General features: G+C 73.8%; 22 protein-coding genes. 7 read left to right on the top strand and 15 right to left on the bottom strand.

Annotation, left to right across the window (positions count from 1 at the left end; translation table 11 throughout):
* Both E1212_RS11320 and E1212_RS11315 read left to right on the top strand, forming a co-directional pair.
* Positions 1-735: class F sortase (locus E1212_RS11320; RefSeq protein ID WP_203416753.1), on the top strand; the 735-nt coding region annotated here is incomplete at its 5' end.
* A gap of 25 nt (positions 736-760) precedes the next feature.
* Entirely contained in the window at positions 761-991 is a 231-nt protein-coding gene (locus E1212_RS11315) for a hypothetical protein (protein WP_203416752.1), read from the top strand.
* A gap of 76 nt (positions 992-1,067) precedes the next feature.
* Here E1212_RS11315 and E1212_RS11310 read toward each other — a convergent pair whose 3' ends face one another.
* Genes E1212_RS11310 through E1212_RS11295 form a run of 4 tightly spaced genes read right to left on the bottom strand, consistent with a single transcriptional unit; the run spans position 1,068 to position 4,598 of the window.
* The gene (locus E1212_RS11310; RefSeq protein WP_131982386.1) at positions 1,068-2,288 is read right to left on the bottom strand and encodes an ABC transporter permease; all 1,221 of its coding nucleotides are present in this window, start codon (positions 2,286-2,288) and stop codon (positions 1,068-1,070) included.
* On the bottom strand, positions 2,285-2,965 hold the full coding sequence (locus tag E1212_RS11305) for an ABC transporter ATP-binding protein (RefSeq protein WP_131982384.1): 681 nt from the start codon (positions 2,963-2,965) through the stop codon (positions 2,285-2,287). The genes E1212_RS11310 and E1212_RS11305 overlap by 4 nt, the downstream gene beginning before the upstream one ends.
* A complete protein-coding gene (locus E1212_RS11300) occupies positions 2,962-4,047 on the bottom strand; it encodes an efflux RND transporter periplasmic adaptor subunit (RefSeq protein ID WP_131982382.1) in 1,086 nt (361 codons plus the stop codon). Before E1212_RS11300 ends, E1212_RS11305 begins: the two co-directional genes overlap by 4 nt.
* On the bottom strand, positions 4,044-4,598 hold the full coding sequence (locus E1212_RS11295; protein ID WP_131982380.1) for a hypothetical protein: 555 nt from the start codon (positions 4,596-4,598) through the stop codon (positions 4,044-4,046). The genes E1212_RS11300 and E1212_RS11295 overlap by 4 nt, the downstream gene beginning before the upstream one ends.
* A 111-nt stretch (positions 4,599-4,709) precedes the next feature.
* On the opposite strand from E1212_RS11295, the gene E1212_RS11290 reads away from it, so the two are divergent.
* The 3 genes from E1212_RS11290 to E1212_RS11280 all read left to right on the top strand — a co-directional run bounded on the left by E1212_RS11290 (position 4,710) and on the right by E1212_RS11280 (position 7,364).
* On the top strand, positions 4,710-5,375 hold the full coding sequence (locus E1212_RS11290) for a response regulator transcription factor (protein ID WP_131982378.1): 666 nt from the start codon (positions 4,710-4,712) through the stop codon (positions 5,373-5,375).
* Positions 5,372-6,544, top strand: a complete 1,173-nt coding sequence (locus E1212_RS11285; RefSeq protein WP_131982376.1) for a sensor histidine kinase — start codon at positions 5,372-5,374, stop codon at positions 6,542-6,544. The genes E1212_RS11290 and E1212_RS11285 overlap by 4 nt, the downstream gene beginning before the upstream one ends.
* A gap of 91 nt (positions 6,545-6,635) precedes the next feature.
* The gene (locus tag E1212_RS11280) at positions 6,636-7,364 is read left to right on the top strand and encodes an alpha/beta fold hydrolase (RefSeq protein WP_131982374.1); all 729 of its coding nucleotides are present in this window, start codon (positions 6,636-6,638) and stop codon (positions 7,362-7,364) included.
* Here E1212_RS11280 and E1212_RS11275 read toward each other — a convergent pair.
* The 11 genes from E1212_RS11275 to E1212_RS11225 all read right to left on the bottom strand — a co-directional run bounded on the left by E1212_RS11275 (position 7,354) and on the right by E1212_RS11225 (position 18,109).
* A complete protein-coding gene (locus E1212_RS11275) occupies positions 7,354-8,289 on the bottom strand; it encodes a carbohydrate ABC transporter permease (RefSeq protein WP_131982372.1) in 936 nt (311 codons plus the stop codon). The genes E1212_RS11280 and E1212_RS11275 overlap by 11 nt on opposite strands.
* Positions 8,273-9,151 carry a carbohydrate ABC transporter permease gene (locus E1212_RS11270; RefSeq protein ID WP_131982370.1) on the bottom strand — a complete coding sequence of 293 codons (879 nt, stop codon included), beginning with the start codon at positions 9,149-9,151 and terminating at the stop codon, positions 8,273-8,275. Before E1212_RS11270 ends, E1212_RS11275 begins: the two co-directional genes overlap by 17 nt.
* A 58-nt stretch (positions 9,152-9,209) precedes the next feature.
* Positions 9,210-10,553: an ABC transporter substrate-binding protein gene (locus E1212_RS11265; protein ID WP_131982368.1), complete on the bottom strand. Its 1,344-nt coding sequence runs from the start codon at positions 10,551-10,553 to the stop codon at positions 9,210-9,212.
* Positions 10,554-10,622: 69 nt separating this feature from the next.
* Positions 10,623-11,594, bottom strand: a complete 972-nt coding sequence (locus E1212_RS11260; RefSeq protein ID WP_131982366.1) for a dihydrodipicolinate synthase family protein — start codon at positions 11,592-11,594, stop codon at positions 10,623-10,625.
* Positions 11,595-11,977: 383 nt separating this feature from the next.
* Positions 11,978-12,709 (bottom strand): amidohydrolase family protein, encoded by a 732-nt coding sequence (locus tag E1212_RS11255; protein WP_203416751.1) that lies wholly within the window; start codon positions 12,707-12,709, stop codon positions 11,978-11,980.
* Positions 12,706-13,587: an amidohydrolase family protein gene (locus E1212_RS11250; RefSeq protein WP_131982364.1), complete on the bottom strand. Its 882-nt coding sequence runs from the start codon at positions 13,585-13,587 to the stop codon at positions 12,706-12,708. Before E1212_RS11250 ends, E1212_RS11255 begins: the two co-directional genes overlap by 4 nt.
* Entirely contained in the window at positions 13,584-14,687 is a 1,104-nt protein-coding gene (locus E1212_RS11245; protein ID WP_131982362.1) for a mandelate racemase/muconate lactonizing enzyme family protein, read from the bottom strand. The genes E1212_RS11250 and E1212_RS11245 overlap by 4 nt, the downstream gene beginning before the upstream one ends.
* A complete protein-coding gene (locus E1212_RS11240) occupies positions 14,684-15,442 on the bottom strand; it encodes an amidohydrolase family protein (protein ID WP_131982360.1) in 759 nt (252 codons plus the stop codon). Before E1212_RS11240 ends, E1212_RS11245 begins: the two co-directional genes overlap by 4 nt.
* 7 nt (positions 15,443-15,449) lie before the next feature.
* Complete coding sequence (locus tag E1212_RS11235; RefSeq protein ID WP_131982358.1) at positions 15,450-16,193, bottom strand: creatininase family protein; 744 nt, start codon at positions 16,191-16,193, stop codon at positions 15,450-15,452.
* On the bottom strand, positions 16,190-17,191 hold the full coding sequence (locus tag E1212_RS11230; RefSeq protein ID WP_131982356.1) for a Gfo/Idh/MocA family protein: 1,002 nt from the start codon (positions 17,189-17,191) through the stop codon (positions 16,190-16,192). The genes E1212_RS11235 and E1212_RS11230 overlap by 4 nt, the downstream gene beginning before the upstream one ends.
* Positions 17,192-17,296: 105 nt before the next feature.
* Positions 17,297-18,109 carry an IclR family transcriptional regulator gene (locus E1212_RS11225; protein WP_131982354.1) on the bottom strand — a complete coding sequence of 271 codons (813 nt, stop codon included), beginning with the start codon at positions 18,107-18,109 and terminating at the stop codon, positions 17,297-17,299.
* A 104-nt stretch (positions 18,110-18,213) separates the two neighbouring features.
* Between E1212_RS11225 and E1212_RS11220 the strand changes: the two genes are divergently transcribed.
* Both E1212_RS11220 and E1212_RS11215 read left to right on the top strand, forming a co-directional pair.
* The gene (locus tag E1212_RS11220; protein WP_131982352.1) at positions 18,214-18,678 is read left to right on the top strand and encodes a RidA family protein; all 465 of its coding nucleotides are present in this window, start codon (positions 18,214-18,216) and stop codon (positions 18,676-18,678) included.
* 100 nt (positions 18,679-18,778) lie between these two features.
* On the top strand, positions 18,779-21,283 hold the full coding sequence (locus E1212_RS11215; RefSeq protein ID WP_131982350.1) for a hypothetical protein: 2,505 nt from the start codon (positions 18,779-18,781) through the stop codon (positions 21,281-21,283).
* The last annotated feature ends 3 nt before the right edge of the window (positions 21,284-21,286 follow it).

Below are 21,286 nucleotides of genomic sequence, written 5' to 3'. Positions count from 1 at the left end.
CCGCCGCCCCCTCCGCCGCCGGACCGGGAGCCGGCGCCGGAGCAGCGTCCCCCGCCGGCGCGCGGTCCCGTGCGGGAGGTGCGGGTGGCGCCGCCCCGGCCCGACGCGCGGCACCGCCGGAACCGGCCGCGGGCGCTGCCCTGGCTGCTCGCGCCCATGCTGCTCGCGCTGGCCGCCTGGTGGGGGATGAGCCAGCTCGACGGCCCGCCGGCCCGGCCCGCCGCGGAGCCGGCGCCGTCGCCGTCGGGCCCCTACGATCCGACGGAGCAGTCGGCGGTTCCGGGCGCGCCGGTCGGGACGGCCGAGGGCCGCTACACGCTGCTGCTGCCGCTCCTGGGGATGCAGGCGCCGGTCATCGAGATCGCCAGCGACGCCGACCGCGTCCTGCTGCCGCCGAAGGACCCGCTGCTGGGCGGCTGGTGGCGTGACGGCGCCGCACCCGGCGCCGAGGCGGGCTCGGCGGTCGTGGTCGGGCACGCCGTGGAGGGCGGCGAGGCGGCCTTCAACGACGTCGCCCGCCTGCGGCCCGGCGACAACGTGCACGTCAGCGGCCCTGAGGTCGAGCAGTGGTACCAGGTCGACACGGTCGAGACGATGGCGCCGGCCGACCTGGCCGCCCGCGCGGAGGAGCTGTTCGCTCAGGACGGTCCCGGCCGGCTCGTGCTCGTGACCTGCGCCGACTGGAACGGGACGGCGTTCCGCTCCAACGTCGTGGTCACCGCCCGGCCGAGCTGAGCGGGCCGTGGGCGACCATGGAGTCGTGCACGAGAGCATCGAGTCCGGACCCGACGGCGAGTGGGTCGTCCGCCGCATCACCGGCAGCGCGTCGACGAAGCCGTACCGGTGCCCGGGCTGCGACCAGCTGATCCGGCCGGCAACGCCGCACATCGTCGCGTGGCCGACCGTCAGCCTCTCGTTCACCGGCGATGGCATCGACGAGCGGCGGCACTGGCACACCGGCTGCTGGAGGTCGCGCCACCGCCGCCGCTGAACCGGGCCGCTCTGCCCGGAGCGCCTGGACGCGCCGGTGCCTCTGGGGTGCTCATGGCAACGGCGGCCGGCGGCGTTCAGGTGGCCGTCAGCGCCGCCGTCGGGGACATCCGGGCCGCGCGGGCGGCGGGGTAGGCCCCGGCCAGGGCACCGACGACGATCGTCGCGCCGGCCGCGCCGGCCAGCACCCACGACGGCAGCGCCGGCGGCCAGCCGCGCGACGCCGCGAACGCCGCCGTCACCGCCCCGCCCAGCAGCGCACCGCCGACTCCGCCCAGGGCCGCCAGCAGCACCGACTCGCCGAGGAACTGCCGCCGGATGTGCGCCCGCGTCGCGCCGAGCGCCCGCCGCAGCCCGATCTCGGACCGCCGCTCCAGCACCGCGATGACCATCGTGTTGGCCACGCCGATGCCGCCGACCAGCAGTGCCACCCCGCCGAGGGCGAGCAGCAGCGTCGTCAGCGTCTCGTCGGTCGCCGCCTGCGCCGCCAGTGCGTCGGACGGCCGGCTGACCGTGACCTCCTCGGGGTTCTCCGGATTCACGGTCGCCGGCAGGACGGACCGGACGGCGTCGACCTGCGACTCCGCGGACCGCTCGTAGAGCACCGTCGGCGAGCCGTCGAAGTCGAGCAGCGAGGCCGCGACCGGCCAGCCGACCAGCGCGGCAGAGTCCAGCTCGGGCGCCAGCGGCACCGGGTCGAGCACGCCGACGACGGTGAACCACTCCCCGCCGAGCGACACCGCCACCGAGCCGTCGGTCCGCGTCACCCCGAGCCGCTCGGCCGCCGTCGACCCCAGCACGACCGCCGGGAACGAGCCGAGCGCGTCGTCGAGCCAGCGCCCGCCGGCGACCGTGCCGGCGACGGTCTCGAGCAGGTCGGGCCGCGCCGCGAGGACGGCCAGGCCGTTGGTCTGGCCGGAGTCGATCCGGTCGGTCCGGTACACCGCCGCGTCCGGCACGGTGCCGGTCGCGCTCACCGTCGTCACCGGGCCGATCCGCGCCACCATGTCGACGCTGTCGGCCGGCAGCGCGGCGGTCTCGCCACGCAGCGTCGTCCCCGGCGCCACGGTCAGCAGGTTCGTCCCGAGGGCGTCGAGCTGCTGGTTCACCTGCTCGCGGCTGGACGCGGAGATCCCGACGACGGCGACCATCGCCGCGATCCCGACCGCGATCCCCAGCGCCGACAGCACCGCCCGCAGCGGCCGCGCCCGCAGTCCCGACCCGGCGACCCGCAGCACGTCGCGAGGCCGCAGCCGGGACGGCTCCACGCCGACGCCGCTCACGTCGCGCCCGCTCATGCGGCGTCCCGTTCGATCCGCCCGTCGCGCAGGTGCACCTGGCGGGGCAGGCTGCGCGCGACGTCGAGGTCGTGGGTGATGACGACGACGGTGGTGCCGGCCCGGTGCAGCTCGTGCAGCAGGTCGACGACCCCCCGCCCGGCCACGGTGTCGAGGTTGCCGGTCGGCTCGTCGGCGAGCAGCAGCGACGGTGACCCGGCCAGCGCCCGGGCCACCGCGACGCGCTGCCGCTCGCCGCCGGAGAGCTGGTTCGGCCTGTGCGTCTCGCGGTGCGTGAGCCCGACGGCGGCCAGGCCGTCGTGGGCCCGGTCGCGCCGCTCGCGCAGCGACAGCCCGGTGTAGAGCAGCCCGTCGGCGACGTTGTCGAGCGCGCTCACCCCCGGCGTCAGGAAGAACTGCTGGAACACGAAGCCGATGCGCCGGGCCCGCAGCGCGGAGAGCTGGGCGTCCGACAGCGCGCCGACGTCGTGCCCGTCGATCCGCACGGTGCCGGCGTCGGCCCGGTCCAGCGTCCCGAGCACGTGCAGCAGCGTCGACTTCCCCGACCCCGACGGCCCGACGATCGCGACCAGCTCGCCGGCCCCGATCCGCAGGTCGACGCCGTCGAGCGCGCGCACCGGGGGAGCCCCGGGGTACTCGCGCACGACGCCGGCCAGCTCCACCACCGCCTCGCTCATCGGCCCGCCGTTCCGACGACGACGCCCTCGGCGACGCCGTCGCCGCTGACCTCGACCCGCCCGTCGGCGAACAACCCGGTCTCGACGGCGACGACCGACGTCGTCCCGTCGCCGGCGACGAGCTCCAGCCCGTAGCCGCCCTCGGCCAGCGCCAGCAGCGCGTTGACCGGCACCGTCAAGACGCCGTCGCGCGAGTCGACCGCCAGCTCGACGTCGACGGTGGTGCCGGCCGGCTCGGCGGCGGCCAGGCCGCCGGGGTCGGCGAGCACGATCTCGGCGATGGTGACGTCCTCGGTCTCGCCCGACGCGGCCGCGGCGTCCGCCCCGTCCGTCGCCGGCGACACCGACGCCGACTCCACCGTCCCGGCCAGCTCGGTCCCGTCCGGCAGCACGACGGTGACGGCGGTCCCGGCGGCGACGAGGTCGGCGTCGGCCTGGTCCACCTCGAGGTCGACCACCTGCGCGGTCCCGGTCAGCTCGACGACCGCCGCGCCGGCCTGCAGCGTGTCGCCGACCGCGGCCGGCTGCGCGTCGACCCGCCCGCCCGCCGGCAGGAACACCACGTCGGACCGGCCGGCCACGCCGTCGGGCGACGCGACGCCGAGATCCTCCTGCCACTCCTCGACCGCATCGGCCGTGGCGGAGGTGTACTCGTCGTCCGCGGTGAACCCGGTGTAGCCGAGTGCCGCCAGGTTCTCCTCCAGCTGTGCGACGTCGGCGCCCACCGCCCCGGCGTCGAGGTCGCGGTACATCGGCACGGCGCCGAGCAGCAGCGCCACCGGCTGCTCGTCGACGTGGAACAGCACGCTGCCCCGGGTGACGTCGGTGCCCGCGGCGGCGACGCGGGTGAGCACCCCGGCGGCCGGAGCGGACACCGTCGTCGGCTCCCCGTGCCCGAGCGTCGCGCTCCAGGTCTGCGTCGCCGTCAAGGTCCCGAGCTCGACGGTGGCCGTGGCGACCGGGCCGGTGCTCTCCGGGCTCGCGGCCTGGCCGGTGTCGTCGCGGCCGATCAGCCAGCCGCTCGCGCCGGCCGCGGCCAGCGCGACGACGCCGACGCTGGTCCAGACGGGCCGGGCGCTCACGTGTCCGCCCCCGGCCGCCCGGTGGGTGACGGCAGGTCCACGATGTCGCGGCAGGCCTCGCGCGCCGCGTCCAGCTCGTCGCGGTCGATGTCGCCCAGCCCGCCGCCGCCACCGCCGCCGAAGCCGCCCGCCCCCGGGTCGGGGACGTCGATGCCCTGCTCGCGCAGGCACTCGGTCAGCTCGAGCATCTGCTCCTGCTGTTCCGGGGTGAGGTCGCGCTCGCGGTCGAACGTCGGGGCGAGGTCGCGGCAGGCGTCCATCGCGGCCTGCAGCGTCTCCTCGTCGACGTCGGACATGGCGTCCCCGAACCCCCCGAAGCCGCCGCGCTGCCCGGGTTGCGGGTCGGGCGCGTCGACGCCGTTCTCGCGCAGGCACTCGGCGAACTCGAGCGCCTGCTCGTCCTGATCCTGCTCGCCCTCCTCGGTGGGCGCGGCGGCGGCCGCCGTCCCGCCGGCACTGGCCACCTCGGCCCCGCCGGCGTCGCCGCCGCAGCCGCCGAGCAGCAGCGCGGCGGCCACGCCCAGCAGGGCGGTGGTACGCGAAATCGTCATGGCCCAGGAGTACGCGCCCGCACATAAGACCGGCGTGAGGTGACGGCGCGCTCTTACGCTGGCCTTATGCCGCCGGCGGCAGGGTGGACGGCGACGAGGGGAGGCCGCGACGTGCGGGTGTTGGTGGTCGAGGACGAGACGCTGCTGGCCGACGCCGTCGCGACCGGGTTGCGGCGCGAGGCGATCGCCGTCGACGTCGTCTATGACGGCGACGCCGCCCTGGACCGCCTCGGCGTCCACGACTACGACGTCGTCGTGCTCGACCGCGACCTGCCCGGCACGCACGGCGACGACGTCTGCCGCACGGTGGTCGCGGCCCGGCCGTCGATCCGGGTGCTCATGCTGACGGCGGCCGCCGACGTCACCGACCGGGTCGCCGGGCTGGGCCTGGGCGCCGACGACTACCTCGGCAAGCCGTTCGCCTTCGCCGAGCTGGTGGCCCGGGTCCGGGCGCTGGGCCGGCGCAGCCGCGAGGCGGCGCCGCCGGTGCTGGCCCGCGACGGGCTGGTGCTCGACCCGGCCCGGCTCGAGGTCACCCGCGACGGCCGCCCGATCCGGCTCGGCCGCAAGGAGTTCGGCGTCCTCGAGGAGCTGCTGCGGGCCGACGGCGCCGTCGTCAGCTCGGAGCGGCTGCTCGAGAAGGTGTGGGACGAGCACACCGACCCGTTCACCAACGTGGTGCGGGTGACGGTGATGACGCTGCGGCGCAAGCTCGGCGAGCCGCCGGTCGTGCACACCGTCGTGTCGGCGGGGTACCGCGTCGGCGGTGCGGCGTGAGGGGCGTGCGGGGCGCCGGGCTGAACCCGGCGCGCTGGCCGGTCCGGGTCCGGCTCACCGCGTTGTACGCCGGGGCGTTCGCGGTGGCCGGCGCCGTGCTGGTCACGGTGACGTACCTGCTGGTGTCGGAGTCGCTGGTGCGTCCGAACCCGCCCGGCGCCGACGGTGGCGCCGACGGCGACGCCGACCGGTTCGGCCGGCCGCTGGACATCGAGGCGATCCGCGCCGCCGTCGACGCCTACCGCAACGACGTGCTGGACCGGCTGCTGCTGTGGTCGCTGATCGCGCTGGCCGCGGGGCTGGTGCTGGCAGTGTGCCTGGGCTGGCTGCTGGCCGGGCGGGCGCTGCGGCCGCTGCAGCGGGTCACCGATACCGCCCGCCGGGTCGCCGACCGGAACCTGCACGAGCGCATCGCGCTGCAGGGCCCCGACGACGAGCTGAAGGAGCTGGCCGACACCTTCGACGCCATGCTGGAACGGCTGGACCGCTCGTTCGACGCCCAGCGCCGGTTCGTCGCCAACGCCTCGCACGAGCTGCGCACGCCGCTCGCCGTCAACCGGACGCTGCTCGAGGTGGCGCTGGGCGACCCGTCGGTCTCCGACGACCTGAAGCGGCTGGCCCCCACCGTCCTCGCCACCAACGAGCGCAGCGAACGGCTGGTCGAGGGGCTGCTCACGCTGGCCCGCTCGGAGCAGGCGGTCACGGCGCCGGAGCCGGTCGACCTGCGCGAGATCGCCGATCACGTGCTGCAGCAGGAGCGCGGCGAGGCGTCCGCCCGCTCGGTGACGGTGACGGCGGACCTCGAGCCCGCGCCGACGACGGGGAACGCCGTGCTGCTGGAGCGGCTGGCGGCCAACCTGGTCCGCAACGCCGTCGTGCACGGCGGCGACGGCGCGCAGGTGCGGGTCTGGACGGGGCTCGGCGCGGCGGGCGGGGTCGCGCTGCAGGTCGAGAACACCGGCCCGGTCCTCGCCCCCTACGAGGTCGGCGGCCTGTTCGAGCCGTTCCGCCGCGGCAACGGCCGCACCGCCGGCGGCGACGGCGTCGGGCTCGGCCTGTCGATCGTCCGATCGGTCGCCCACGCCCACGGCGGCACCGCCACGGCCCACGCCCGCGACGACGGCGGTCTCCTCGTCCGCGTCGACCTCCCCGCCGCAGCCCCACGTTGATCTTGGAGTAACCGCGGAATTGCCGTCCGGTATGCCGGAATGATTCCGCAGTTCCTCCAAGATCGACTTCGGCTGGGGCTAGGGTCGGTCCATGAGCCTGCCGGTGGTGCTGATCCATGCCTTCCCGCTGACGCCGGCGGTGTTCGACGGGCTGGCGGAGCGGTTGCCGGGGACGACGCTGATCCGGCCGTCGCTGCGTGGGTTCGGCGGACCGGAGCCCGCCGGCGAGCCGTCGGTCGACACGTACGCCGACGACGTCGCGGCGGAGCTGGAGCGGCGCGGGGTCGAGCGGGCGGTCGTCGGCGGGCTGTCGCTGGGCGGCTACGTGACGATGGCCCTGCTGCGCCGGCATCCGGAGCGGGTGGCGGGCGTGGTGCTCATGGACACCAAGGCGAGCGAGGACACCGACGAGGCGAAGGCGAACCGGCTGCGCATGGCGGCCGCCGTCGAGCAGCACGGCACCCGGGCGCTGCGCCCGATGCTCGACACGCTGGTCGGCGAGACCTCGCACCGCGACCGGCCGGGTCTCGTCATCCAGGTGGCGGCCTGGCTGGACGCCGCCTCGCCCGACGGGGTGGCCTGGGCGCAGCGCGCGATGGCCGCGCGGCCGCCGTCGTTCGACACCCTGCGCGACGCCGCCGGGCGCGGCCTCACCACGAAGACAGTCATCGTCGGCGCCGAGGACACGCTCACGGGCAAGGACGAGGCCGACGCCATGGCGTCGGCGCTCGGCGGCGTCGACGTCCACGTGATCGACGGCGCCGGGCACCTGTCCCCGCTCGAGGACCCGGAGGCGGTGGCCGCGGTCCTCAGCCCTTGAGCGCGCCCGCCGTCAGGCCCTTCGTCACCTGGTTCTGCAGCAGCGCGAACACCAGCAGCACCGGCACCACGGTGATCATCATGCCGGCGAACAGCGTGACCCAGTTGGTGCCGTAGTCGGCGGCCTGGCCGAGCTGGAACAGCCCCAGCGGCAGCGTCATCCGCTCTGGCGAGTGGATGAGCACCAGCGCGTAGAAGAACTCGTTCCAGTTCTGCAGGAAGCTGATGATCGACACCGACGCCACGCCCGGTCCCATGAGCGGCAGGATGATCCGCAGGAACGTCCGGGTCGGGCCGGCACCGTCGACGGCGGCGGCCTCCTCGAGCTCGCCGGGCAGCGTCCGCATGAACCCGACCAGAACGAACACGTTGAACGGCAGGTTGTACGTCGCGTAGACGAGCGCCAGGCCGAGGCGGCTGTCGAGCAGCCCGAGGTCCTGCATGGTGACGTAGAGCGGGATGAACGTCACCATCCACGGCACCATGAGGCCGAGTAGGAACACGCTGAGCACCAGGCCGCTGCCGCGGAACGGGATGCGCGCCAGCGGATAGGCCGCGAACGCCGCGAGGACCACGCCGAGCGCCGTCGCCGTCACGCTGACGATGACGCTGTTGCCGAAGAACGAGCCGACGTTGGCGCTGTTCCACGCGTCGGTGTAGTTCTCCCACCGCCAGCCCTCGGCGACGCTCCACGGGCGGGTGCCGATGAACTCGGTGTTGGTCTTCATCGAGACGTTGAACACCCAGGCGAACGCGCCCGCCGTCGAGAACGCGACGGCGCCGAGCAGCAGGTAGATGATCAGGTGGTACCGGCGGAACGGCGCCCGGTCGCTGCCCTGACGGCGGGCGCCCCGGCCGCGACGGCGCGGCTCCGCGACGGCCGCTCCGGGAGCGGGTGCCGGCCGGACCTCAGTACTGGAGCTCATCGCGCTTCATCACCTTGTTGACGATCTGCGCCACGATCAGCATGATCACGACGAGGACGACGCCCATGGCGGCGGCATAGCCGAACTCCGAGCGCTCGAACGCCACCCGGTACATCAGGGTCCCGACGATGTCGGTCGACCCGAACGGCCCGCCGCCGGTCATGATGAACACGAACGCGAACGCCTGCATGCTCTGCACGATCCAGAGCACCACCAGGATCCGGAACAGGTCGCGCAGCATCGGCAGCATGACGCTGCGGAACAGCCGCCACTCGCCGGCGCCGTCGATGCGCCCGGCCTCCAGCACGTCGGGTGGCAGCCGCTCGAACCCGGCCGACAGCAGCACCACCCAGATGCCGATGCCGTGCCAGACGGTGACGAACGCGACCGCCGGCAGCGCGGTCGACGCGTCGCCGAGCCAGGTGCGGGCCAGCGCGCCGAGCCCGAGCCCCTCGAGCGCCGGGTTGATCAGCCCGAGCGTCGGGTGGTACACGAACTTCCACATCAGGGCGACGACGGCGGCGCTCAGCACGACCGGCGCGAAGACCACGAAGCGGAAGAACCGCTCGCCGTGGACGCGCTGGTTCAGCGCCCACGCGATGGCGATGGCGACGGGGAACAGCATGCACCCGCCGACCAGCGTGAACAGGAACGCGTTCTTCAGCGCGTTGAGGTAGCCGGGGTCGTCGACGACCCGGGTGTAGTTCTCGACGCCGACATAGCTGTAGCTGCCGGTGCGGGTCCACTCGGTGAAGGAGATGTCGACCGTGCGCACCAGCGGGTAGAGGAAGAACACCCCCAGCAGCAGCAGCGCGGGCAGCAGGAACGGGATGATGATGCGGCGCTGCGCGGATCTGTGCATCGTGACTCCTCTCGTCCTGCCGCCCGCGGGCGGCGTCCTCGTCGCGCGGCGTACGCCCCTAGTTGCCGTGGACCCGGCGCAGCCCCTCGTCCACCCGCTCCAGTGTCTGCTGGGCGTCCTGCTCGCCGAAGAGCAGGCGGGCGATCTCGGGGTAGACGACCTCGTTGGCCGGGCTGGTGGTGATGCCGTAGTCGCGCGGCTCCAGCGAGTCGGCCTCGGCGACGACCTGGTCGATGCCGGGGATGCCGGGCGGGCTGGGCACGCCGACGACGGCGGACACCTCGCCGATCTCCTGCGCGCGCCGGGTCTGAGTCTCGACGCTGGTGAGCCGGCGGGCCCACTCCAGCGCCAGCGGGATGTTCTCGCTCTCGGCGGCGACGGAGATCTCCTGCAGCGCGGCCATGACGGCGCCCTGGTCGCCCGCGCCGCCCTCGACCGTCGGGAACGGGACGACGCCCAGCTCGAAGTCGGCGGGGATGACGTCGGCCATCTCGCTGACCAGCCAGGTGCCCATGAGGATCATGCCGGCATCGCCCTGGAAGAACTGCGCCTGGGCGGCGGTGAAGTCGGTGCCCTCGAAGCCGGTGAGGAAGGCGTCGTCGTCGCGCAGCTGCTGCAGCATCTCGAGGCCCTCGAGGAAGCCGGGGTCGTCGGTGATGTGCCCCTCGCCGCCGGTCAGGACGGCGCGTGCGGTGTCGTAGCCGACGGTGCGCAGCCACAGGTGGTCGCTCCACATGCCCATGTACGGCTCGAACAGGCCGGTGACGGCGATCGGGTCGACCCCGGCGGCCTTCAGCGCGGTGTTCGCGGCCAGCAGGTCGTCCCACGTGCGCGGCGGCTCGATGCCCAGCTCGGTGAACAGCCCGGCGTTGTAGAACAGCACGTGCAGCGAGAGCTCGGACGGGACGCCGTAGATGCCGCCGTCGGACGGGTTCTCCATGAACTCGCGGACGGTGGGGCTGAAGCGGTCGAGCCACGGCGCGCCGGTCTCGGGGTCGTTCTGCTCGAGGTACGGGCGCAGGTCGAGCAGGGCGCCGTCGTCGGCCCACACCGTCAGCGCGGGGTTGGTGCCGTCGAACATGCCGTAGTCCACGTCGAGCGGATCGCCGGAGCGCCAGCGCTGCTCGATGCCGGGTCGCGCGTCGGTGTTGGCGAACGTCAGCGTGACCTCGGTGCCGTCGTAGTCGGCCTCGAGGCCGTCGGCCAGTTCCTGCAGGATCGCCAGGCCCGGAGTGCCTTCGGCCGACAGGACGCCGACCTCCAGCGGGGAGCCCTCGATCTCCTCGTGCCAGCTCGCCGCGTCGGGTCCGGCGTCCGTGGTGTCGCCGTCGTCGCCGCCACCGCACGCGGCGAGCGCGAGGCACCCGGCGGCGAGCGGAACGACGAATCGCATCGTCTTCATGTGCCTGCCTTCCGTGGGTAACTTCAATATTTCGAAGATAGTTACGCCAATTCGGAGAATATACTCCGGTCAGGCGAGATGGGGAAGCATGCCGTCGAACTCCGCGAGGAACCGGTCGACCATGCGGATCTCCTCGGCGTCGAGGCGGTGTCCGGGCTCGCGGCAGTACGCGTCGGCGAACAACCCGCGGCGCACCGAGATCAGCTTCTCGGCCGCGATGATCAGCTCGGTGTCGAGCATCCAGTAGGAGATGTAGGGCAGCAGCCGGCGGTGCAGCTCGTCGCCGCCGGCGTGGTCGCCGGACGCGAACCGGCGCCAGATCTCGACGTAGATCTCGGTGAACGAGCAGCCCGGCTGGGTGCCGACGGCGCCACGGCGGATCGCGTCGGGCAGTTGCACGCCGGCGTAGCCCTCGACCGCCGGCAGTGCGGGCCGGCCGGCGGCCAGCTCGGCGATGAGCCGCCCGGGCGGGCTCGACTCGACCTTCACCAGCCGCAGATTCGGATGGGCGGCGGCCAGCTCGCGCAGGGTCGCCGCGTCGAGGCTGGTCCCGGTCTCCGACGGCGCGTACTGCAGCACCACCGGGGCCGGCGCGACGGCGGCCAGGACTGCGCCGACGTGCTCCTGGATGGCCCGCCGCGACGGCGACAGGTAATGCGGCGGCAGCAGGTTGATGAGGTCGGCCCCGGCGTCGACGACGGCCCGGGCCCGATGCGCGGCCAGCCGGGTGGCGTGGTCCTGCACGGCGACGACGGCCGCGACGTCGGTGCGGTCGCGGGTGCGCGACAGCAGGACCTCCGTCAGCTCGGCCCGCTCGGCCTCGGAGAGCTTGTGGTACTCCGAGGCGAAGCCGGGGAACATGACGCTGGTGACGCCGGTGCCCAGCACGTAGTCGACGACCCGGCCGAAGCCGTCCACGTCGACCGCGCCGTCGGCGTGGAAGGGCACCTCGAGCACCGGTGAGACGCCGCGCACCAGCTGCGCCGCGTCGCCGGCCACGGGGCCGCCCTCCGGTGTCGGCCGAGTGTCCAGTGCTGCCATGCCGCCCCTCCACTACTGTTCTAACTTCGACATTTCGAAATCATCTTCTAAATATAGAGACTAATCGACGCAGTGTGCGACTGTCGAGGGCGCGGCCCGATCGGGCTCGACGGGCGGGTCGCAGCGGTCCGTGGTGAGGCGCCTCGCCGCCATCCAGGCCGAGTCCGACCTCGCCTGAGCGGTTCCGCCGGTCGCTCACTGTTGACCACGGAGAAGGTCGGCTTCCGGAGTGCTCGGAACCCGACCTTCTCCAATGATCATGGGCTCTCTGCGCTGTCCTGAGGACAGCAGAGGTTGCTGATCATCGCGGGTGCGGGTCACCGGACCGGTCGCCCATCCCACAGCGGAGCCGTGAGCGGCCAGCGGGACAGAGCACGACGCCCTCAGTCGAGCAGCCGTTCCAGGGTGCCGCCGAGCACGGCCGCACGATCGTCATCCGGGATCGGCCAGTCGGTGATCCGGGCCAGCTCGGCCGACGGCACGGTGTACGGCGCGTCGGTGGAGAAGACCACCCGGCCGGCGCCGATCTCGGGGTCGCGGGCGAACTCCGACAGCACCGTGTCCCACGGCGCGTAGCTCGTGTCGGCGTACAGGTTCGGCGCGTGCCGCAGCGCCGGCGCGGCGTCGATCCAGAAGTCGGTCGCGCCGCTGCGGCCCATGACGAACGCCAGCGACGGCCAGCGCCGGGCCAGTGACGCCAGCGGCAGCGGCACCGCGTGCGGGGGCGACCCGGTCCGCACGTAGACCGGCCAGCCGGATTCCTGCGCGAACGCCAGCAGCGGGTCGACCAGGCCGTCGAGCAGATCGAAGCCCTGCAGCGCGGGGTCGACGGCGAGCGCTCGGGCGCCGCGGTCGCGCGCCCGGGCCAGCTCGGCGACGGCGTCGCCGCGAGCCCACGGGTTCGCGACGGCGTACGGGACCAGCCGGCCGCCCGAGGCCGCAGCTGCCGCCGTCACCTGGTCGTTGCCGCCACGGTTGTCCCAGGCGGTCGCGTACTCACCGGGCGCGATCATGGCGCGGTCGATGCCGAGCCGGTCCATCGTCTCGACCAGTTCGCCGACGCCGAGCCCGCCGGAACGGCCGGGCCCGATGCGCACGTGGGCGTCGATGATCACGGGGTCTCCTTCACGGACAGGCCCAGCGCGCCGAGCGCGTCGGCGTGGATGATCTGCTCGATCACCTCGGCCGGGATCCGCGGCAACGCCGTGCCCTCGGTGATCGCGTTGACCCGCCGCAGCCCGGCCATCGCCTCGCCGGTGGTGGCGATCGGGAAGTCCGAACCGAGCAGCAGCTTGTGCGCCGCGCCCCACTCGACGGCGGCCAGCAGCGACTCGTAGCAGACCCAGGGGCGCAGGTAGATGGAGGAGACGTCGGCGTAGACGTGCGGGTGCTTGCGGACGGTCACTACCGTCTCCTTGCCCCACGGATGCCCCATGTGCGCCATGACGATGCGCAGCTCCGGGAAGGCGAGCGCGATCTCGTCGGTGACCAGCGGATGGGTGTAGCGCAGCGGCGCGTGCCGGATCGGCGAGGCGCCCTGGTGGAACAGGATCGGCAGCCCCTCGCGCTGGCAGTAGCCGTAGAAGGCGGTGGCGCGCGGCGAGAGCGGGTCGAAGTCCTGGTAGTTCGGGCCGAGCTTGACGCCGACGAGGCCCAGTTCGCGGCAGCGCTCGGCCTCATCGACGGCGTCGGCCTTGGTGGGATCGACGGACATGAAGCCGATGCGCCGGGCCGGATCGGCGGCCACGAACGTCGCTGTCGAGGTGTTGGTGTCCTCGCGCCGGTACGGCAGCCCGGTGGCGGCCTCGGGGTCGTCGACGGCGATGTTGAAGACGATCGAGACGTCGGCGTCGGCCATGGCCGCGTCGTAGTCGGCCCACGAGTTGGTCGTCGTGACCGGCCGGTCGGTGCGCCAGCCGGTGAAGACCCGCCGCGCCTCGTCGGGGACGGCGTCGCGGTGCGTGGGCGTGTGCGCGTGCACGTCGACGATCATCGGAACTCCCGCAGCAGGTCGTCTCGGAGGGTGACGCCGAGGCCGGGCTGGGCCCCGAGCCGCACGACGGCGCCGTCGCCGGCCAGCGGCTCGGCCAGGACGTCCTCGGCGTAGTAGTGCGCGCCGATGATGTCCGACGGGAACGCCGACAGCCGCGGCAGAGCCGCCGCGACGTGCAGCTGGGCCGCCGCGCCGATGCCCAGTTCGCCGTTCGACCCGATCAGCACGTCCAGCCCGAAGGCGGTGGCCAGCCCGGCCATCGCGACGGCGCGTCCCGGCCCGCCGCTCTTGCCGACGTACAGGCTGACGACGTCGGCGGCGCCGGCCTCGACCACGCGGACGAGGTCGTCGGTGCCGAAGACGGACTCGTCGGCGACGACCGGCGGCCCGAAGCCGCGCAGCTCGCGCATGCCGGCGAGGTCGCCGGGACGGACCGGCTGCTCGGCGAAGGCGGGACCGTAGGGCGCCAGCGCGCGGATCGCCCGAGCCGCCTCGGCGCGCGACCAGCCGCCGTTGGCGTCCATGCCGAGGAACGCCTTGTCGCCTACCAGCGACCGGGCCCGGGCGAACCGCTCGACGTCGCCGTCGACCCCCAGCCCGACCTTGACCTTGAACGCCCGGAACCCGGCGGCGACGGCGGCCGCGTGCGCCCGCTCGAGCTGCTCGCCGTCGCCGGACAGCGACAGCTTGATCGGCACCTCGGTGCGGTACGGCCCGCCCAGTGCGACCGCCAGCGGGACGCCGAGCGTGCGCGCCCACGCGTCCCACAGGGCGATCGAGACGCCGGCCTTGGTGAACGGGTTGCGCGCCAGGACGGTGTCCATGACGTCCTCGAGCCCGCCGACAGGCGCCAGCGGCCGGCCCACCAGCGCGGGAGCGAGGATCGTCTCGATGAAGTGGCGTGCGCTGGCGCCGTCCTCGCCGCTCCAGACCGGGGTTGCGCTGACCTCGCCGAACCCTTCGACACCGTCGCTGGTGACGATCTTGACCAGCAGGAAGTCGGAGCGGTCGTGCGCGCCGCGGGCGCCGCGGACCAGGAGGTCCGGGTGGGCGGCCAGGCTGACGGCTGCGGTCTGGACGGCCGCGATCGTCGGCGTCATGCGGCATCCAGCAGCCGCGCGGGGTTCTCCACCAGCATCGCGTGTCGCTGCTGCGCCGTGATGCCCCAGCCGTCGATCTCGCGGACCCTCGCGGCGGCGTAGTCCTGGCTGGCCTGGTCCGACAGCCCGGCGTCGGTGCCGAACAGCACCTTGTGCGCCGGCGCCTCGGCCAGGATGGTGCGGGCGGCGTACGGAGGCGTGCCACAGATGCACAGGTAGAGGTTCGGCGTCTCCTGCGTCATCGCCAGCGCCTCGCGCCAGAGGTCGTGCAGCCCGCCGTGGCCCAGCACGACCGGCAGCCGCGGGTGCCGCCGGGCCAGCGCCGCGATCTGCGACGGCGTCGAGTACGGCGGGGTGCCGTCGTGGCTGAGCAGGATGCCGCCGGCGCCGGCGACGATCTCGCAGATCGGGTCCAGGGCGGGCTCGTGCATGCTGAACCCCTGCAGCCACGGGTGCAGCTTCATGCCCTTGAGTCCCAGCTCGCCGAACATCCGCTCGGTCTCGGCGACGGCGTCCGGGTCGCGCGGCGTGACCGTGCCGAAGCCGGCCAGCCGGTCCGGGTGGGCGCGGACGAACGCCGCGAGCTCGTCGTTGGCCTTCGGCGTCGGGTTGAACAGGCCGTCGTGGCTCAGCACGACGGCGCGGTCGATCTCGCAGGCGTCCATGAACCCGACGAACTCCTCGACCCCGAACGTCGCGCCGCCGAGCCAGCTGACGGTGTTCCAGGCCGGCGTGTGGGTGTGGAAGTCGATCACGCGGACCTCACAGGGTCTCGGTCAGGCCGGCGAGGCAGGCGGCCAGGCCGGCGACGACGGTGTCCAGCCAGGCGCCCCCGTGCTCGGCGCCCGCACGCTCGGGATGGTCGGTGTAGCCGTCGATGGCGGTCCAGAGCGCGGCGTCGTGGACGGTGACGCCCTTCGGCTGCGGCGCCCCGGTGGCCTCGGGCAGCGGCTGGGTGCGCGGCGGGACGGGGCCGACGGCGTGCGGCCGGACGGCCGCGACCAGCGACGTCTCGAACTCGCCGGCGTGACCCGGGACGCCGCCCGCGGGATCGTCGGCGGCGAAGCGCCAGTAGTCGACGTGTGCGACGGCGAGCCGGTGCCGGGTCGAGGCGGCTGCCGCCGCGGCGTGGCAGACGCCCACGTTGCCGCCGTGCCCGTTGACCAGGACGACCCGGCGGCCGCCGTCCGCCGCGACCGAGCGCAGCAGGTCGACCAGCACGGCGAGCAGGGTCTCGGGGGTCAGCGACAGCGTGCCGCCGAACGCCAGGTGGTGGTCCGACGCGCCGAACGGCAGCACCGGCGCGAGCACGAGGGTCCGGTTCACGCGGCCCGCCGCCAGCTCCGCGGCCCGCTCGGCCGCCGTCGCCGCCAGCAGCGCGTCGGTGCCGGTGGCCAGGTGCCGGCCGTGCTGCTCGGTGGCGCCGACCGGCAGCACCACGAGCGCCTCCGGCAGCGCCTCGTTCAGCGTCTCGCGGGACACGTCGGCCCAGCGCAGCAGCGTCATGCGGTGACTCCGTCCATGGCGAGCGTGGCGACCCGTTCGGCGACGGCGAGCGCCGCCAGCCCGGCGGCGAGGTCGGGGTCGGGGGCGGGGGCGGCCGCGTCGCCGCGGACCAGCGCGGCGAAGCGGGCCACCTGCAGGTCGAAGCAGCGCGGCCCGCGCTCGCCGGGGAACTCGACGTCCTCCGCGCGCGCGGAGGTGCGCAGCCGCAGGGCGAACGTGCCGCCGTCGAGCGTCGCCAGCCCGCGCGGCCCCAGGAAGGTCAGCTCACACCGGGGGAGCGTGTCGGTGAGCCAGCCGAACTCCGCCAGCACGCGGTGCCCGCCTGGGTGGTGCAGGCGCGCGCCGGTGAGGTTCGGCGCCGGCAGGCCGGCGTCGGTGCGCAGCGCCCAGGCGTCGTCGACGCTCAGCGCGCCCGGCCCGAGCAGGTGCGCGAGCCAGTCGAAGACGTGCGCGCCCTCGTGCACGACGGGTGTGCCGTGCGCGAGCGTGCGCCGGATGCGGTCCAGGTGCTCGGGGTTCGCGGGGTCGCGCCGCTCGTCGTAGACGTGCGCCCGCACCAGCAGCGGGCCGCCGAGGACGCCGTCGCCGATCCAGCTCTTCAACCGGGCGAGCGCGGGGTCGTGCCGGTAGGTGAGACCGATCTGCAGCCGCTCGCGCTCGGCGTCGGTGAGCCGGTCGTAGACCGCGGCGGCCGCGACGGACGTGGCGACCGGCTTCTCGGCGAGCACGAACCGGCCGGCCCTCAACGCCTGGATGGTCAGCTCCGGGGTGGCCCACGGCGGCGTCGCGAGGACGACGCCGTCGGGCCCGGCCGCCAGCGCGTCGTCGAGGCTCGCGCCGACGGCGACACCGTCGCTCAGCAGCGGCGCCACAGCGTCGCGGTGCTCGGCGACCGGGTCGGCGACGGCGACCACGCGCACCTCGGGGGAGCGCAGCAGCGCCGGCAGGTGCGCGCCACGGCCGATGTCGCCGAGGCCGACCAGCGCGACCGTGACCATCGGCCCCTCCCGGCTCAGGTTTCATAATATCGAAATTAGAAACGTAAATACGAAGATAGGTCACGATGCCGCCGGGCCGCAAGGGGATGCGGGGCGCGCGCGGCGTCAGCGCAGGTCGTCGAAGCCGAGCTTGCGCGAGACCGTCTTGCCGATCTCGACGACGCCCGCCAGGGCCTCCTTGCGGCGCTGGCCGGTGAGGTCACGCGAGAAGCCGGTGACGCCGACCGCGCCGGCGACCAGCCCGCCGGCGTCGAAGAACGGTGCGGCGACGCAGGCGATCTCGGCCTGCTCCTCTTCGTCCTCGACGGCGTAGCCGCGCTTGCGGACGTCGGCCAGCTCGGCCAGGAACGCCTCGGGGGTGGGATCGGCGGCGCGCGGACCGCGCCCCGGGGTCAGCTGGCCGAGCAGCGGCTCGAGCTCGCGTTCGGGGAGGTGGGCGGAGATGGCCTTCCCCAGCGCGGTGAGGTTGAACGGCGCGACCTTGCCGGGGTAGGTGTCGAACTGGATGAACCCGGGCGTGGCGGCCTTCGCGACGTAGACGACCGAAGCGCCCGTCAGCACGCCGATGTGCACCGGCATGCCCACGAGGTCGGCCAGTTCGCGCAGCTCGCGCTGGGCCACCGACGAGAGGTCGACCTTGCGGACCAGCTGCGTGGCCAGTCCGTAGAGTCGCAGCGTGGGCCGCCAGAAGTGGCTGCGGCCCACCACGCGCCGCTGGGCGTAGCCGCGCTGCTCCAGCGTGTAGACGATGGAGGCGCACGTGGCGAGCGGGATGTTCGTGCGCTTGGCCAGCGCGGTGAGGGTCATGCCCTCGTCGGACTCGACCAGCGTCTCGAGCACCGTCAGTGCCCGCGCGACGGCCGGCGACGGTGCGCGGTCCTGGCCAGCGCCGCCCTCGTTGACGTCATTGCCCGGCATTCGTGCTCCCTGCATCCGAGGCCCTGAGCCTACGTGATCAGCCCTGTGCCACTCTATCTTCTGTTTGCCGTAGTCAAGTTCGACAGTCTGAAGGAGACGCCTCCGTGACCAGCGACGACCGCCACGCGTCCGCGCCCGCCACACCGCCACCGGCCGGCCCGCAGCGCCCGTCCATCGCGGCGATGCGCCGGTACGGCGACCTCGTCGCCACGTCCGGCAAGACCGCCAACGGACCCGACGGCGCGCTGATCGCGTCCGGGCGGGTCGGCGACGAGGTCGATCTGGAGACCGGCCGGCAGTGCGCGTGGCAGTGCGCCGCCAACGTGCTCGAGACGCTGCGCACCGAACTCGGCAGCCTGGAGCGGGTGGCGGAGGTCGTGAAACTGACCGTCTTCGTCGCCAGTGCGCCCGGCTTCATCGAGCAGCACCTGGTCGCCGACGCCGCCACGGCGTACGTCCAGCACGTCCTCGGCCCGGAGGTGGGACTGCACGCGCGGTCGGCCCTCGGCGTCGCCGAGCTGCCCACCGGCAGTCCGGTCGAGGTGGAGGCGCTCGTCCGAGTCCGCTGACCGTCCCGGCCTCTTGTCGGGTGCACGCTTCACCGCTATCGTCTCGGTTATTCAGAAGATAAATTCGGTATTCTGAAAGATCGACTTCTGAGGAGACGCCGTGGCACCACACATGACCCGAAGGACGGCTCTGACCCTCGGCGGTGCCCTCGCCGGCGGGCTGATCGCGAATCCGGAGGCCTCGGCCGCTCCCGGACCGGCCCGGTTCACCGTCACCCCCGGCGGCGCGGGTGCCGGGCCGCACGGCTCCGGCGAGCCGACCGCCGAGCAAGCCAGGACCTGGTGGACACCGCAGCGCCAGGTCTGGACCCCGGTCGGGTGGAAGGGCCACCTGTTCCGGTTCGACGTGTTCTACAACGGCACGACGGTGTGCCAGCCGGCCGTCGCGCTACCGCCGAGCGGCGCGCCGACGCTGAAGCCGTATCTCGCGCAGTACCGCGGCAAGGACTTCCAGGTGACGCCGGTGATGCCGCAGGGCGGCGGCATCCCGCCGCTGGCCGACGAGCCGTACTACCAGTACAAGGCCGACTACGGCGTCGGCATCCAGGGCTGGCGCGAGGACACCGCGACGCCGGTGCTGTGGACCGAGTGGCGCCGCCAGGAAGGCCTGGTGCTGCGGCAGTACTCGCTCGCGCACGTGCCCGGCGGGCAGCCGATCGACGAGCCCGGCGGGCCCATCTACGCCTGGCAGCGCTACGCCGTCGAGTGGGTCGACGAGAACGACCGGCCCGGCACCTTCACGTTCGCACTGCGGCTGAGCCGCGTGTACCTGCAGCACTTCGTCGGCCCACCGGAGCAGCAGGAGGCGTTCGTCACCATGCAGGTGACGCCGTCGGCCGCCCCGCTGACCGGATCGCTGCGCATCGACCGCATCTGGAACCCCGACGGCCGGCCGCTCACCGTCCCGGTGTTCGACGAGACCGGCGCCGTCCGGATGATCGTCGGCACCCCCGCCGGCGCCACCGTCGCGCTGGTCGAGGCCGATGGCCACCCCGGCGTCTACGACCTGCGACTGTCCGTGCCCGCGACCGAGGGGACGCACGTCGACGTGCTGGTGCCGATGCTGGCGCAGCCGCGGGCCGGCGCCGAGACCGAGTGGGCGCTGGGCTGGGACGGCGCGCTGGCCGAGTGCGAGGAGTTCTGGACGCCGCAGCCGTCGTCGGCGTCGGTGATCTCGACGGGGGAGAAGCAGGTCGACGAGTTCTTCCGGCGCAGCGTCCAACTGGCCGAGATCATCGCCGAGAAGAGCCCCGACACCGGGCAGTTCACGTTCCTCACCGGGTCGTTCGGCTACGACCTGCTGTGGAGCACGCCGACGTCGATGCTCAGCCACATGTTCCTCGACCTGCTCGGCCGGCACGAGGTGGTCGACCGGCACACCGACCTGTTCCGCGCCGTGCAGGGCGTGCGGCAGCCACCCGGTGCGGCGTACCGGAACCTCAGCAACGCGGGCTTCTTCGCGACGCCGCTGTCGCTGCAGTCGTTCGACTGGCTCGGCGACCACGGCGCGATCCTCGAGGGCGCCGCCCGGCACGCCCTGTACAGCCACGACGAGGCGTTCCTCGAGCGCTGGCTGGACCCGATCGTCGCGGCCTGCGACTTCATCAAGCGCGCCTGCGAGTACACGGAGCACGACGGCGTCAAGGGCCTGATGCCGGCCGCGGCGTCCAACGACACCGGCGTCGAGCAGCAGTCGATCTGGATCCAGGTGTGGAACTACAAGGGCCTGGCCAGCTCGGTCCGGCTGCTGCGCCGGCTCGGCCACCCGCGGGCCGGCGAATTCGCCGCCGTCGCCGACCGGCTCCGCACCGCGTTCGCCGACGCACTGCGGGCCGCCGCCGAGGACGCGCCCACCTGGACCCACCCCGACGGCACCGAGCACCCCGTCCTGCCGACCAAGTTCACCGGACCGGACAGCCCGTGGCCGTTCCTCGAGGCGTTCGACACCGGCGCCCTGACAGCGGTCTGGGCCGGCCTGCTGCCCGCCGACGACCCGCTGATGCGCTCGTACGTCGACTTCTTCCGCGTCGGCCCGAACACCCGCCTCTTCGACCCGCACCATCACACCGCGCTGGACCGTGTCGTGCTCGACCACGAGCAGAGCAGCGGCGAGCCCTGCTACAGCTGGAACCTCTTCCACACCTGGCAGCTCGGCGACCGCGACCTGTTCCTGGAGGGCCTGTACGGGCTGATCAGCGGCGCCGTCTCGCCCGACACGTTCATCTCCGGCGAGCACCGCAACGCCATGTACGGGACGCTGTTCGTCCAGCCGCTCATCACGTGGGCCGCGCGGCACGCCGTCATCGACGACAGCCTCGTCGACGACGAGCTCCACCTGCTGCGCCTCTGCCCGCTGGCCTGGATCCGCGACGACCACGAGACCCGGTTCGAGCGGATGCCGACGCTGCACGGCCCGGTGTCGTTGCGGTTCCGGCTGTCCGAGGACGGGCAGTCGCTCACCGTCGCCTACGAGGGCTCGTGGACCGAGCGCGGGCCGCGCCGGACCCTGCTGCATCCGCCGGCCCTTCCGGGCCTGAAGTGGGTCCTGGTCAACCGGCAGCGCTACGCCGCCGACGACGTCATCGTCCTCAAGCCCGGCCGCTAAGGA

It is taken from the genome of Jiangella ureilytica, from assembly GCF_004348545.1.
In the GTDB taxonomy this organism is placed as follows: domain Bacteria; phylum Actinomycetota; class Actinomycetes; order Jiangellales; family Jiangellaceae; genus Jiangella; species Jiangella ureilytica.
The sequence above is the reverse complement of the archived record's forward strand: the minus strand, read 5'-3'. Positions and strand labels throughout refer to the sequence as shown.